14 protein-coding genes are annotated in these 13817 nt (G+C 73.2%); 6 read left to right on the forward strand and 8 right to left on the reverse strand.

What is annotated here, in order from left to right; genetic code table 11:
- Positions 1–48: 48 nt before the first annotated feature.
- Positions 49–963, forward strand: a complete 915-nt coding sequence (locus tag AB0G20_RS18050; RefSeq protein WP_361302995.1) for a GNAT family N-acetyltransferase — start codon at positions 49–51, stop codon at positions 961–963.
- Here the strand turns inward: AB0G20_RS18050 and AB0G20_RS18055 are convergent.
- From AB0G20_RS18055 to AB0G20_RS18065, 3 genes are all read right to left on the reverse strand, one after another.
- Entirely contained in the window at positions 960–1586 is a 627-nt protein-coding gene (locus tag AB0G20_RS18055) for an NAD(P)-binding domain-containing protein (RefSeq protein ID WP_361302998.1), read from the reverse strand. The genes AB0G20_RS18050 and AB0G20_RS18055 overlap by 4 nt on opposite strands.
- A gap of 133 nt (positions 1587–1719) precedes the next feature.
- Positions 1720–2397 (reverse strand): pyridoxal 5'-phosphate synthase, encoded by a 678-nt coding sequence (locus AB0G20_RS18060; RefSeq protein WP_361303001.1) that lies wholly within the window; start codon positions 2395–2397, stop codon positions 1720–1722.
- Between the two features lie 111 nt (positions 2398–2508).
- Complete coding sequence (locus AB0G20_RS18065; RefSeq protein ID WP_361303004.1) at positions 2509–3678, reverse strand: acetyl-CoA acetyltransferase; 1170 nt, start codon at positions 3676–3678, stop codon at positions 2509–2511.
- 106 nt (positions 3679–3784) lie between these two features.
- Between AB0G20_RS18065 and AB0G20_RS18070 the strand changes: the two genes are divergently transcribed.
- Positions 3785–4984 (forward strand): acyl-CoA dehydrogenase family protein, encoded by a 1200-nt coding sequence (locus tag AB0G20_RS18070; RefSeq protein WP_361303007.1) that lies wholly within the window; start codon positions 3785–3787, stop codon positions 4982–4984.
- The gene (locus tag AB0G20_RS18075; protein WP_361303010.1) at positions 4981–5451 is read left to right on the forward strand and encodes a nitroreductase family deazaflavin-dependent oxidoreductase; all 471 of its coding nucleotides are present in this window, start codon (positions 4981–4983) and stop codon (positions 5449–5451) included. Before AB0G20_RS18070 ends, AB0G20_RS18075 begins: the two co-directional genes overlap by 4 nt.
- A gap of 83 nt (positions 5452–5534) precedes the next feature.
- Here AB0G20_RS18075 and AB0G20_RS18080 read toward each other — a convergent pair whose 3' ends face one another.
- A complete protein-coding gene (locus AB0G20_RS18080; protein WP_361303013.1) occupies positions 5535–6182 on the reverse strand; it encodes a TetR family transcriptional regulator in 648 nt (215 codons plus the stop codon).
- Positions 6183–6304: 122 nt separating this feature from the next.
- Here AB0G20_RS18080 and AB0G20_RS18085 point away from each other — a divergent pair, with 122 nt between their 5' ends.
- The 3 genes from AB0G20_RS18085 (at position 6305) to AB0G20_RS18095 (ending at position 10366) form a co-directional block, all read left to right on the forward strand.
- Complete coding sequence (locus tag AB0G20_RS18085) at positions 6305–7027, forward strand: VOC family protein (protein ID WP_248504193.1); 723 nt, start codon at positions 6305–6307, stop codon at positions 7025–7027.
- A 192-nt stretch (positions 7028–7219) separates the two neighbouring features.
- Positions 7220–9598, forward strand: coding sequence for a serine/threonine-protein kinase (locus AB0G20_RS18090; RefSeq protein WP_361303017.1), 2379 nt, complete (start codon positions 7220–7222; stop codon positions 9596–9598).
- 168 nt (positions 9599–9766) lie between these two features.
- Positions 9767–10366 carry a hypothetical protein gene (locus tag AB0G20_RS18095; protein ID WP_361303020.1) on the forward strand — a complete coding sequence of 200 codons (600 nt, stop codon included), beginning with the start codon at positions 9767–9769 and terminating at the stop codon, positions 10364–10366.
- Positions 10367–10453: 87 nt separating this feature from the next.
- On the opposite strand, the gene AB0G20_RS18100 is transcribed toward AB0G20_RS18095, so the two are convergent.
- Genes AB0G20_RS18100 through AB0G20_RS18115 form a run of 4 tightly spaced genes read right to left on the reverse strand, consistent with a single transcriptional unit; the run spans position 10454 to position 13810 of the window.
- Positions 10454–11404, reverse strand: coding sequence for an alpha/beta hydrolase (locus AB0G20_RS18100; RefSeq protein WP_361303848.1), 951 nt, complete (start codon positions 11402–11404; stop codon positions 10454–10456).
- A gap of 48 nt (positions 11405–11452) precedes the next feature.
- Positions 11453–12229 carry an enoyl-CoA hydratase/isomerase family protein gene (locus tag AB0G20_RS18105; RefSeq protein WP_361303023.1) on the reverse strand — a complete coding sequence of 259 codons (777 nt, stop codon included), beginning with the start codon at positions 12227–12229 and terminating at the stop codon, positions 11453–11455.
- Entirely contained in the window at positions 12226–12639 is a 414-nt protein-coding gene (locus AB0G20_RS18110; RefSeq protein WP_361303026.1) for an OB-fold domain-containing protein, read from the reverse strand. The genes AB0G20_RS18105 and AB0G20_RS18110 overlap by 4 nt, the downstream gene beginning before the upstream one ends.
- A gap of 10 nt (positions 12640–12649) precedes the next feature.
- Positions 12650–13810: a lipid-transfer protein gene (locus AB0G20_RS18115; RefSeq protein ID WP_361303029.1), complete on the reverse strand. Its 1161-nt coding sequence runs from the start codon at positions 13808–13810 to the stop codon at positions 12650–12652.
- Positions 13811–13817: the final 7 nt, after the last annotated feature.

Consider the following 13817-nt stretch of genomic DNA (forward strand, 5'->3'; position numbering starts at 1 on the left):
GCCGAAAAATCAGAAGTGCCCGGAAGGCGGCAGGCGGCACCATGAACCATGGACACCGAGACCGAGACCGAGACCGAGACCGACTCCGGTACCGCTACGGGTGGCTGGCACCTCACCCATGACCTCGACGACTTCCTGACCCGCGCGGGCGCCTTCCTCCGCTCCCGGCCGGCGCTGCACACCGTGCCGTTGACGGTCACGGAGACGCTGCGGACGCGCGGCCGGTGCGTGTACGGCGACGGGGCGCCGGAGTTCGGCGTACTGGAACGGGAGGGAGAGGTCCGGGCGACCTTCTTCCGCACCCCACCGCACTGGCTGAACCTCACGGCCCTCACCCCCGAGGACGCCGACGCCCTCGCCGCGCGACTGGCCGCCCTCGGCCGGCGACTGCCCGGAGTGAACGCGGAATGCGACACCGCGGCCGCCTTCGCCGAAGCCTGGCAGCTGCGCACGGGCGCCACGGCCACCCTGCGTCAGCGCCAGCGGCTCTACCGGCTCGGCACCCTGACCGCGCCCGGACCCGTACCGCCGGGCGGCCCCAGGGTCGCCGTCGAGGCGGACCGCGAGCAACTCCGGCGCTGGCACGACGAGTTCAGTGAAGCCGTCGGCCTGGGCACGGTCCGCGACTCCGCCGAGTGGGCAGACGCCCGTATCGACAGCGGCGACATCATCTTCTGGGAGACCCCCGACGGCACACCCGCCGCCATGGCCGGCACCAGCCCCCTGGTCGCGGGCCAGGTCCGCGTCGCCTCGGTCTACACCCCACCCCACCTGCGCGGCCGCGGCTACGCGGGCGCGGCGACGACCGAGGTCAGCCGCGCCGCCCTGGCCGCCGGCGCGGAGGAGGTCCTCCTCTTCACGGACCTGTCCAACCCGACCAGCAACGGCCTCTACCAGCGGATCGGATACCGGCCGGTGGCGGACTTCGAGGTGTACGACTTCGCGTCGGAGAGCGACGGCTAGGCAGACGCCCGGGGGACCACCCGGATGTTGAACGTGTGGGACCCCAGGCCGTTCGCGATGCCCATGAAGAGCAGGGCGAAGTGCTCCTGGCCGCGGGCCGTGGTGATGTCGCCGATGTCCAGTTGGGACGAGGGGGGCCAGCCCAGGTCGGTGAGCAGGTGGCCGGTGGTCCGCTTGGCCCGGGGGTCGTTGCCGGAGAGGAAGACCGTGGTCGGGCCGGCCAGGCCGTCCGGCGCGGTCATCGCGGTCGAGTCCATGGTGCACAGCGTCTTGACGACGGGGGTCTGCGGGAAGGCCTCCTGGAGCTGTTCGGCCAGGCTGCTGTTGGGATGCGAGAGCTCGGTGAAGTCGTCGGAGAGACCGACCCCGACATCGATCAGCAGCGTGCCGGCCAGCGCGGGGGCCCCGAGGGAGCGGAGCAGGTCCAGGGAGACGGTTCCCGGGGTGGCGTTGACCAGGGCCTCCGCATGGGCCGCCGTCTCGTTCAGGCCTGCCACGGGCAGGGTCAGGTCCGTTCGTTCCCCGGGCTTGCGTGAACCGAGGAGGACGTCGTGTCCCGCCGCGCTCCAGCCGTGGGCCAGGGCGCGGGCGACGTTTCCGGTGCCGAGAAGTCCTATACGCATGCTGCGACGCTAACCGGCGCCGGAGCCCCGCGAATCGGACCGCGGGCCTGTCCGGCCGGTACCCGGGGCCTAGTTCTCAAGCCGCCCTGGGTCTAGGCCCATTGGCCGTCGTGAGCCCCGCGCCCCAGCCCCCTCACGGCCACAGCAGCTCCCGCGACCACACCTCTCCGGCCTGCTCTCCTTCCCGCCGGTAGCGGAGCCGGACGTGTCGCCGTCGCTCGTCCCCCTGGAAGAACTCCACCTCATCGGGCCGCAGCCGGTACAGCGTCCAGGACGACACCGGCGCCTCCGGCTCCCGCGACGCCCGCTCCCACGCCTGCTCCGAGGCCCGGGCCAGGTCGTCCAGAGAGGGCAGGACCTCGCTCTGCCTCCCGGTCAGCGCCGCCGCCAGCGCGCCTGTCGAGCGGGCGTGCAGGTCGCCCTGGGCCTCCTCGGACGGGGCCGCCGTCACCGGGCCGCGCACCCGCACCTGGCGGCCCAGCACCGGCCAGTAGAAGCCGAGCGCGGCGTACGGGCGGCCGGCCAGGTGCCGGCCCTTGCGGCTGCCGGCGTGGGACGCGAAGGACCAGCCGTCGGCGTCCGCGCCGTGCAGCATCACGATCCGTACGTCGGGCAGGCCCGACTCGTCCGAGGTCGCCAGCGACATGGTGTGCGGCTCGGTCTGGCCGGCCGCCACCGCCGCCGCGAACCACTCGGCGAACAGGGGCAGGGGAGCGGCCGGAGCGGTGGCCGGCTCGAAGGAGGGCAGGTCCGTGACCTTCGGGTCCCAGACCCGCAGTGACCTCAGCAGCTCGTGAAGATCGGTTGCCATGCCTCGATTGTCACCGGTTCCACGCGGGGAGGGGGCCGGGGGCGTGCCGAGGACCGGCCCTTCGGCCGGCACGTACCTGATCGCGCACGGCGGGGGAGAGCGCAGGGCCCCTCACCCCGCCCCCAGCACCACCGTCCCCGACGAGCAGAACCAGCCCCCCGTCCCCGAGGCCACCGCCAGTCGCGGCAGCGAGCCGTCGCCCCGCCGCACCTGCCGCTCCCCGCCGTCCCCGCGCAGCTGCCGCACCGCCTCCACCAGCAGGAACAGCCCACGCATCCCGGGATGCTGGGCCGACAGCCCGCCCCCGTCGGTGTTCACCGGCAGCTCACCGCCCTCGACCCGCAGCCGCCCCTTCTCCACGAACGCCCCGCCCTCGCCCTTCCCGCAGAAGCCGAGGTCCTCCAGCGTCACCAGCGTCATGTAGGTGAACGCGTCGTAGATCTCGGCGAAGTCGATCTCCGACGGCCGTACCCCCGCCCGCTCGAACGCCAGCCGCCCGCTCACCGCCGCCGGCGACACCGTGAAGTCCGGCCACTCGGACATGGCCGCGTGCGAGACGTACTCCCCGGTCCCCAGCACCCACACCGGCGAGGTGCGGCAGTCCGGTACGTACTCCTCCGCCGCCAGCAGCACCGCGGCCCCGCCGTCGGAACGGACGCAGCAGTGCAGCTTGGTGAAGGGGTCCGCGATCATGGGCCCGGCCAGGACCTCGTCGACCGTGATCGGGGTGCGGAACATCGCCTCCGGGTTGAGGGCCGCGTTGGCCCGGGCCTGCACCGCCACCTCCGCCAGCTGCTCGATCGTCGTGCCGTACTCGATCATGTGGCGGCGGGCCGCCATGGCGTACTTGGCGATCAGGGTGTGGCCGTACGGGACCTCGAACTGCAGGGGTCCCCGCGTGCCGAAGGACAGCGTCCCGGTGCGGCGGCGGGCCTTCACGTCCGCGCGGGCCGTCGAGCCGTAGACGAGCAGCACCGCGCGGGCGTGCCCGGCCGCGATCGCGTCCGCCGCGTGGGCCGCCATGACCTCCCAGGTGGAGCCGCCCACGGAGGTGGAGTCGACCCAGGTGGGGCGCAGGCCCAGGTACTCGGCGACCTCGACGGGCGCCAGGGTGCCGAGGCCCGCCGAGGCGAAGCCGTCGACCAGCGACCGGTCCAGGCCCGCGTCGGCCAGGGCCCGTCGGGCGGCCTGGGCGTGCAGGGCGTACGGGGTCGCGTCGTCCACGCGGCCGCAGTCCGAGAGGGCCACGCCGACGACGGCCACTTTCCTCCGGGCAACCATGAATCTGACGGTACATCAGATGTGCGCGGACGCGGCAGGGCTCTGGGCTTCCCCGTTCCGTCGCCCTAATATGACGCACCGTCAGATGCGGAGAGAGGTGTGCCCCATGGACGCCCGCTTCACCGACGAACAGGACGAGATCCGCCGCACCCTGCGCGAACTGCTGGGCAAGCGCTGCGGACCGGAGGAGCTGCGGGCCGCCGTCGACACCCCGGCCGGACACGACCCCGCCCTGTGGACCACCCTCGCCGAACAGCTCGGCCTGCCCGGACTGGCCCTCCCCGAGACCCACGGCGGCGTCGGCTGCACGGTGACCGAACTGGCCCTGGCCTGCGAGGAGACGGGCCGGGCTCTCGCCCCCACCCCCCTGCTCGCCACCGCGGTCCTCACCGCCCCGCTGCTGCTCGCCCTCGGCACCGGCGCCCAACGCGCCGAGCTCCTGCCGGCCCTCGCCTCCGGCGGACTCACCGCCGCCCTCGCCGTACCGGGGCCCGCCCTCGCCACCGCCCTCGCGCTCACCGGCCACGACCGGCGCGGGCAGTGGGCCGGCGGGGGACGGGCCGGGGGTGTGCAGGCCCGGCGCACGGAGGGCGGCTGGCAGTTGTACGGGCAGGTCGACCAGGTGCTCGACGGCCACAGCGCCCGGCTCCTCGTGATCGCCGCGCACACCGGGGGGTTCGCCCGCTCCCGTGTGCTGCTCTTCCTGGTGCGCGCCGACGCCGCCGGCCTCACCCGCGTACGGCAGACCGCCCTGGACGCGACCCGTCCGCAGGGCCGTGTCCAACTGCGACACACACCGGCCGAGTTGCTGGGCAGCGAGGCCGCCGACGTCCTCCCCGCCCTCGCCCGGCTCGGCGACACCGCCGCCGCCTGCCTCGCCGCCGAGGCCGTGGGGGCCGCCGGGAGGGTGCTGGAGCGGACCGTCGAGTACGTGGGGCAGCGCGAGCAGTTCGGGCGGCCGGTCGGCTCGTTCCAGGCGGTCAAGCACCGGCTGGCCGACGCGTACGTCCAGGTCCAGGCGGCCCGCTCGGCGGCGTACTACGCGGCCTGGGCCGCCGCCGAAGCCACCGCCCCCGCCCGGGGGGAGACGGCCGGCTCTCTCGCCCTCGCCCAGGCGCTCGAAGCCCTGCGCCGAGCCGCCGCAGAGGGGATCCAGTTGCACGGCGGCATCGGGTTCACCTGGGAGCACGAGGCTCACCTGTACTTCAAGCGTGCCGCCGGCGACGAGCTGCTGTTCGGGCCGGTGCACCGGCTGCGGGCGCACGCGGCCGACGCGGCACATGTCTTCGAGGAGGCCGGCACATGAGGGGCGCGCGCGTGGTGCAGAAGGTGTCGTCGACCAGGGGCTTCGCGCGCGTGGCGCCGCACGTGGTGCCCGCCCTCGACCGGGCCGTCCACCGGCTCACCCGGGGAAAGGTGCTGCTCAGCGCACAACTGCTGCCCGGGGTGGTGCTGACCTCGACCGGGGCGAGGAGCGGGCTGCCCCGTCGTACGCCCCTGGCCTGCATGCCGGAGGACGGAGGGCGCTGCTGGATCCTCGTCGGATCCAACTTCGGACGGCCGGGGCACCCCGCCTGGAGCCACAACCTGCTCGCGCATCCCGACGCGGAGATCAGCTGGAAGGGCCGGGACGTCCCGGTCACGGCCCGGCTGCTGACGGGGGAGGAGCGGGCGGCGGCGTGGCAGGCGCTGCTGGCGTTCTGGCCGCCGTACGCGGCGTACCAGGCGCGGGTGGAGCGGGAGATCCGGGTGTTCCGGCTCGTACGGAGGTAGAAAGCGCAACAGGCGGCGGTCCACCTGGGTGAACCACCGCCTGCCAGACAGGACTTGGGTACGTAAGAGGCCGCTGCGCCGCGCTACTTCGTCGGCTTCCGGCCGGTGATGCCCAGGTGCACCAACAGGGCGAGGTTCGGCTTGAGTTCGGCCTGCTTCACGCCCCAGGAGGAGAAGCCCTTCTGGTGGGAGGCGACGGCCGCGAGCATCGCGACCAGCGAACCGGCGACGGCCGCCGGGTTCACGTCCTTGTCGACCCTGCCCTTGGCCTGGAGCTCGGCGACGGCGTCCGCGAGGGAGTTGTTCACCGAGTTGAGGATCTTCATCCGGAGTTTGTAGAAGCGCTTGTCGCCCTCGGCGGCGCCGAGATCGACGACCCGGAGGATGGCGTCGTTCTTGCGCCAGAACTCCAGGAAGCCGTCGACGAGTTCCTGCGCCGTCTGCCAGCCGGCCTTGCCGGCCCAGGAGCGGCCCTCCAGGAGCTCCGTCAACGCGGCGCCCTCGGTCGCCATTTGCTCGGCGATCTCCAGGACGGCGCCCTCGACGTCCGGGAAGTACTGGTAGAAGGTCGCGGGCGAAGTGCCCGCTTTCCGGGCCACATCGATGACTTTGACGTCCCGGTACGGGGAGGAGCTGAGCATCTCGCTGAGGCAGTCGAGCAGCTTCTGCCGGGTCGCCTGCCCACGCCTACCGGCCACGCGGCCGTCGACGGTACGCACTTGTCCTGTCATGCCGTCAGCTTACCGAGGCGTGATCGGGGCGCGATTCGGCCGACTGCAAATGGGGTGCGAGGGAGTGCGGAGGCTGGTGTGCCTGGTCTGCGGGTTGCGGCAGTCGCGGTTACGTTGTCGGCATGGCCGAAAACAGGGCATCGGTGTACGGAGAGGGCGTCCCCTGCTGGGTGGACGCGCAGCTTCCCGACGTCGAGGCGGGCAAGCGGTTCTACGGTGAACTTTTCGGGTGGACCTTCGAGGACTGGTTCGGCTCCTTCGCGCAGGCGCTGAAGGACGGCGAACCCGTGGCCGCTCTGGTCCGCAAGGTGGACGGCCGGCTGCCCACCGTCTGGACGGTGTACTTCGCGACCCCGGACGCGCCGGCCCTGGCCCGGCGCATCCGGGACGCGGGCGGGCAGATCGTCTCGGCCCCGGTTCCGGCCGGGGAACTGGGCGTCACCGCGCTCGTCACCGACCCCGAGGGCGCCGTCTTCGCCCTGTGGCAGCCGGAGGAGCACCCCGGCTTCGGCAAGCGGCACGAGCCGGGCACCTTCGCCTGGGCCGAGCTGTACGCCCGCGACACCGAGGCGGCCAACGCCTTCTACGGCGAACTCTTCCAGGAGGCCCTGTTCGGGCCGGACGCCGAGCCCGATGTCGGCCGCGCCCCCGTCTCCGACGTGTTCTCCGACCGGATGCCGCCCCACTTCCTCGTGCACTTCGCCGTCGAGGACGTACCGGCCGCGCTGGAGGACGTGAAGCGGCTCGGTGGCCGGGTCCAGGCCCCGCCCTTCGAGACCTCGTACGGCGAGGTCGCCGTCGTCACGGACAATCAGGGGGCGTCCTTCGCGTTGCTGCACCGCTGAGCAGGCATTGTTTGGTCATCGTTTGATCACTTACATGCCGAGACATCCCAATTGTCACCGGGTTCGCAACCAGGGCTCGGGCCAGGAAGAATCAGGGTGCGTGCCGCCATGGCGGTGCGGTGGTGAGACGCTGCACGGGGTCGCGTGGAACATGTGGCTTGGCGCGGCTCGTACGGGGAGGTGGCAGGCAGAGTGGTGGATCAGCTGACGCAGCACGATCCGCGGCGGATCGGGCCGTTCGAGGTGCTGGGACGGCTGGGTGCCGGCGGCATGGGGCTGGTCTATCTCGCGCGTTCGGCGTCCGGCCGGCGTGTGGCGATCAAGACCGTCCGGACGGAGCTGGCCGAGGACCAGCTGTTCCGGGTCCGCTTCACGCGTGAGGTGGAGGCGGCCCGCGCCGTCTCCGGCTTCTACACGGCCGCGGTCGTGGACGCCGACCCGCGCGCCGCCGTGCCGTGGCTGGCCACCGCGTACGTCCCCGCGCCCTCCCTCGAGGAGATAGTGAACGACTGCGGCCCGATGCCGGCCCAGGCGGTGCGCTGGCTGGCGGCGGGTGTTGCCGAGGCGCTCCAGTCCATCCACGGCGCCGGTCTGGTGCACCGGGACCTCAAGCCGTCGAACGTCCTCGTCGTGGAGGACGGCCCCCGGGTGATCGACTTCGGCATCGCCTCGGGCGTGTCGAACACACGTTTGACGATGACGAACGTCGCCGTCGGCACCCCCGCCTACATGTCGCCCGAGCAGGCCAAGGACTCCCGCAGCGTCACCGGCGCCAGCGACGTCTTCTCCCTGGGCTCGATGCTGGTCTTCGCCGCCACCGGGCACCCGCCCTTCCACGGCGCCAACCCGGTCGAGACGGTCTTCATGCTGCTGCGCGAGGGCCCGGACCTCGAAGGGCTCCCGGACGAACTGCGGCCGCTCATCGAGTCCTGTATGCAGATGGACCCGACGGCCCGCCCCAACCCGGCCGACCTCCAGGCCCAGCTGGCCCCCCACCTCTTCGGCTCCGGCTCCGACGACAGCGGCACGGCCTCCGCCTGGCTGCCCGAGCGGGCCGTGGGCCTGATCGAGTCCCGCCGCAACGGCCGCCCGGCCGGCAAGCCCGCCCCCGGCGCCGGCCGCAGCGGCGGCGGTCGCCCCGCCCCGGCCCCCGCGCCCGTCCCGCCCCCGCCCTCGCACGACCCGGTCGTCCCGTCGCCCGCCCCCGCGCCCGTCGGCGGTCCCGACACCGGCCCCGTCCGGCTGGCCGGCGCCCAGGTGCCCATCGGCCCGGGCCCGCGCGTCGCCGACGTACGCGCCGCCGCCGTGAAGGCGCCGGCACCGGAGGCCGCCCTCGCCGCCTCCTGGTCCAAGCCCCGCCCCGGCGTCAACGGCACGGACCCCGCCGTGGGCCCCGCCGTCGCCGCACCCCCGGCCCCGGCCGCGCCGCCGGAGCAGGCCGGCGGCTGGCGGCCCTGGCGTTTCCGCATGTCCAACGACGTCTGGGGCACGCCCTCGGTCGCCGACGACCTGGTCTACGTCACCTCCTTCGAGGTGCACGCCCTGGACGTCGCCACCGGCCGCCGCCGCTTCAAGACCCGGGACGTCGCCTGGTCCATGGCGGTCGCGGACGGCCGTATCCACGCCTCCGACGGGCCCACCCTGTTCGCCCTGGACGCCCGTGAGGGCGCCGACCTGTGGCGCCTGCAGACGGACGCCTGGGTCTACTCGCTCAAGGCCGGCCGCGGCACCGTCGTCACCGGCACCCGCGGCGGCGGCGTCCAGGGCTGGGAGGCGTCGGGCGGCCAGAAGCTCTGGGAGATCACCGGCTGCCAGTCCGACTTCGAGTCCCCCGAGGCCGGACCCGTCCTGCACGACGGCACGGTCTACGTGTGGCAGGACGCCCGGCTGCGCGCCCTGGACGCCCGCACCGGCGACGAGCGCTGGTCGTACCCGATCGGCGACGCGGCCTCCTGCGGCGGCGTCCCGATCCGGCTCACCCAGGCGACCGACGGCTACGTCTACGTCTGCGCCGGCACCCGCGTCCTCGCCCTGGACGTGGCCGCCGGGCATGTGAAGTGGCACTTCGAGGCCCCGGCCGTGTTCCTCAGCCCGCCCACCTTCGTGCCCGGCCCGGCCGTCACCGGCGGCGGCATCTACCTCGCCGACTACCTCGGCACGGTCTACGCCCTCGACGCCACCGACGGACGCGACCGCTGGCGCATCGCCACCGAGTCCCGCTCCTCCGTCGATCCCGTCCTGGTCGCGGCCGGCCATGTCCACGTGGGCAGCGGCAAGGGCCTCTACACCCTCGACGCGGTCACCGGCACGCCCAAGTGGCGCTTCCAGGCGGGCGGCGACATCGTGGGCGCCCCCTCGGTGGCCGAGGGCCGGATCCACTTCGGCTCCACCGACCACCTGCTCTACACCCTGAAGGCCGACGACGGCAGGCTGCGCTGGAAACTCGCCACCGGCGGCGAGATCACCGGCTCCCCGGTCGTCCGGGACGGGGTGGTGTACGCGTGCAGCAAGGACCGCTGCGTGTACGCACTGGACGCGGAGAAGGGCACGGGCACGGCGCGCACCGCCTGACCGGCCCGGGACGGCCGTCGACCCGGGCTACGGAAGGGGCTCCAGACGGCGGCCGTCGCTTCTGGGGAAGCGGCCCGTTCACCGTTCCCACCCACGACGCTACGCCGGGTACGCACCGGTCGCCACGCGGTGACATGGCAGTGACAGGCGCTCACTAGGCTCTCCGCCATGCAGATACGGGGGCGCAGGCTCAGGTTCACGGCGGTGCTGGTCCTGGTGGTACTGGCACTGACCGGCTTCTCGTCCGGCCGGGGCCGCGGCGGCAGCCACGGTCACGGCGGAGGCGGCGGGTGCAGCAGCGCCGGCCAGGACCACGACAGTTCGAGGTCGTCGACGTCGAGCGGCGGCTCGTACGGCTCCGGCGGCTCCACCAGCTCGAGCGGCGGCTCCTACGGCTCCGACGACGATGACCACGCGAGCAGCGGCGGCAGCTCGTACACCCGCCGGCCGAACCACGGCTCCACGCCGACCTCCTCCTCCGGCTCCGGCAGGGCCCTGAAGGACGGCACGGCGAAGCTGGTGAGCTGCGCGACCCCGGCGGCCCCCTACGCGACCGTCGAGGTCCGCAACCCCAACGGCCGCAAGGCCCGCTTCTCCGTCTCGGTCACCTTCGAGGACGCCCAGGGCATCACCGTCGTCGACCGGTACGGGGACGTCACGGTCCCCGCGAACGGCACGGCCACCGTCGAGGTCCGGGTGGGCGGCTCGGGCCTGGTGGACTCGGTCGACCACTGCGAGGTCGACCGCCAGGCCCTCGTCGACGACTGACGGGACGAGCGCCCGACGGGACGACGGGACGAACGGCCGACGGCACGTCGGGACGAACGGCCGACGGGACGAGCGACGTGCGGGACGTCAGTCCCGCAGCTCGGTCAGGAAGTCGATCAGCGCCTCGTTCACCTCGGCGGGCCGCTCCTGCTGCGTCCAGTGGCCGCAGCCCGGCAGCTCCAGCGGCTTGCGGCGCAGGTTCGGCATCAACTCGGGGAGCTGCTCGATCAGTTCGGGCGTCCCCGGGAAGGCCGGCACCAGGTCCCGGTCGCCGTACACGTACAGCGCGGGCGGGGACACTACCGCGCCCTGCCAGGGGGCGGTCAGCTCCCAGTTGCGGTCCAGGTTGCGGTACCAGTTGAGCGCGCCGGTGAAGCCCGGCTCGAAGCTCTCGGTGAGCACGTCGAGGTCCTCCTCGGTGAGCCACTCGGGCAGCACCTCGGGGTTCGGCGCGTCCGTGAGCCAGCCGCGCTCCAGGTCGACCAGGGCCTGCTCGGGGCGCCCGGCCTCCGGCGCGTCACCGGAGGCGGAGTACAGCAGCTTGCGCAGGGTCGTGCGGGTGTCGGCGGCGAACTCGGCGTCCGCGACGCCGGGCCGGTTGAAGTAGTTCCAGTAGAAGCGGCCCTCGAACCGCTCCTGCATGGTCTGAAGCGGAGGCCGGCTCCCACGGAACGGCGGCGGCACGCTCAGCCCGGCCACCCCGCGCACCACGTCCGGACGCAGCAGCGCGGTGTGCCAGGCCACCGGCGCGCCCCAGTCGTGCCCGACGACGAACGCCCGCTCCTCGCCCAGCGCGTGGATCAGCCCGACCACGTCCCCCACCAGGTGGAGGATGCTGTACGCGGCCACGTCATCGGGGCGGTCGCTGCCGCCGTACCCGCGCTGGTCGGGCGCCACCACCCGGAAACCGGCCTCGGCCAGCGGGGCGAACTGGTGCCGCCAGGAGTGCCAGGACTCCGGGAAACCGTGCAGCAGCACCACGAGCGGGCCCTCGCCCTGCTCCGCGATGTGCAGTTGTATGCCATTGACGTCGATCATCCGATGCTCAACCACGCCCCGAGCATACGCGTGTAGGGGTAAACGACTTCACTCGCGCAACCCGTACTCCCGCGACCGCCCGGCGAACAGCCGGGCCTGCCGCTCGCCCGCCGCGTTCCCGAGTGCGATGAGATGCGGTGCCTGTGCGAATCCCTGCGCCCGCCCCGCCTCATTCGCGGCCCACAGCGCCCGCACGGTCCCCTGCACCGCCTCGGTCGGATACCCGGCGAGGACGGTGGCGCACGCGGTCGCCGCCCCCAATGCCTCGCCCTCCGGCACGAGTTCCGACACCAGCCCGACCTCGTACGCCCGCCGCGCCGAGATCCGCTCCGCCGTCCCCATCAGCGCCATCCGCGCGACCTCCCCGTAGGGCATGCGCTGCGCCATCAGGACGGACTCGTAGGCGCTGACCATGCCGTAGGTGGTGTGCGGGTCGAAGAAGGAGGCGGTGGTGTCCGCGACGACGAACTCGGCCTCGCCGAGCAGATAGAAGGCCCCGCCGCAGGCCATGCCGTGCACGGCGGCGACGACCGGCTTCCACAGGTCGTTCGCCTTCGGCCCGATGCCGAGCAACGGATCGTCCTGCGCGTACGGCGAGTTCGGCTGCGGCACGACGGCGTCCCGGTCGATGCCGGTGCAGAAGGCACGCTCACCGGCCCCGGTGAGGACGATCGCCCGCACGCCGTCGTCGAAACGCAACTCCTTCCAGGTGGAGACGAGTTCGTCGGCCATGGAGAGGTCGACGGCATTGAGCCGCTCGGGCCGGTTCAGCGTCACGACCGCGACCCCGCTGTCCCGGTCGGCCCGCACGAGCACGCTGTTCATGACCGCTCCGGAACCCACTGGGGAAGGCCGTCGTGGAAGACGGCCCGCACCCGGGCGCCGATGCGCAGGCTCTCCGGCGGGAGGGAGCCGAGGGGCCGCCCGGCCCCGGTGACCAGGTTGCCCACCAGCCGGATGCGAGGTGCCTCGTCCAGTTCGACGACGACCACGTTGTAGGGCGCCTGGGCGGCGTAGTCGGGCAGCAGCGGCGGATGGGCGACGACGTACGACCAGACCCGGCCCCGGCCGGACATCAGCCGCCACTCGCTGTCGAAGGACTGGCAGCCGGGGCAGCAGGGCCGGGGCGGGAAGCGGAGCTCGCCGCAGTCGGCGCAGGCCTGGACGCGGAGTTCGCCCTGTGCGGCGTACTCCCAGAAGGGAGCGCCGTCGCTGTCGGTGACGGGACGCAGCATGGGTGGCTCCTCAACTCCTCAGCAGCAGGGCGGAGGTCGGGACCCCTTCACCCGCCGTGACCAGACAGGCGGAGGCGCCCGGCACCTGCGCGGTACTGGTCCCGCGCAGTTGCCTGACCCCCTCGTTGATGAGGTTGAAGCCGTGGACGTAGGCCTCGGACAGCCCGCCCCCGCCGGTGTTCACCGGCAGCAGCCCGCCGGTCTCCAGCGCCCCGCCCTCGGTGAACGCCCCGCCCTCACCGCGCCCGCAGAAGCCGTAGCCCTCCAGGGAGAGCAGGACCAGGGGCGTGAAGGCGTCGTAGATCTGGGCGACGTCCACGTCCTCGGGGGCCAGGTCGGAGTGTTTCCACAGGTGCCGGGCGGCGGTCCAGGCGGGACCGGTGAGGGGATCGTCGTTCCAGTAGTTGACCATGCCGTGGTGCTGGGCGGGGAGCGACTGGGCGGCGGAATGGACGTAGACGGGCCGGCGCCGGCAGTCGCGGGCGCGCTCGGCGGAGACCACGACGCAGGCCAGCGCCCCGTCGGTCTCCAGGCAGTTGTCGAAGAGGCAGAGCGGCTCGCTGATCCAGCGGGAGGTCATGTACATCTCGCGGGTGAGCGGCCGGTCGTACATGATCGCGGCGGGGTTCTGGTTGGCCCGGTTGCGGCAGGCGAGGGCGACGTTGAACAGGTGGTCCCGGGTGGCGCCGTACTCGTGCAGGTAGCGGCGGGTGAGCATCGCGATCTCGTCGGCGGGCCGCAGCAGCCCGTACGGCCGGGTCCACTGGGCCGGGGTGGGGAGCTGGACGGTGGTGTTGGTCCAGGGCCGGGGTCCGCTGCCCCGCTTGCGGGACCGCCAGGCCACCCCGACGCTCGCCTGCCCGGCGGCGATGGCGGCGGCGAGATGGGCGACCGTCGCGCACGAACCCCCGCCCCCGAAGCCGACTTTGCTGAAGAAGGTGAGGTCACCGAAGCCGCAGGCCTTCGCCAGCTCCACCTCGTCCGTCTCCTCCATGGTGTAGGAGGCGAGGGCGTCGACCTCGCCGGGCGCGATCCCGGCGTCGTCGAGAGCGGCCAGGACGGCACGGCAGGCGAGGGTGCGTTCGTCCTCCGGGAGTCGCTTGGCGAAGGGCGTCTGGCCTATGCCGACGAGAGCGGTGGCGTCCTTGAGGCCTCCCGATCCTGCTGCCATGCTGCGC

It is taken from the genome of Streptomyces sp. NPDC024017, from assembly GCF_040638895.1.
Classification (GTDB): domain Bacteria; phylum Actinomycetota; class Actinomycetes; order Streptomycetales; family Streptomycetaceae; genus Streptomyces.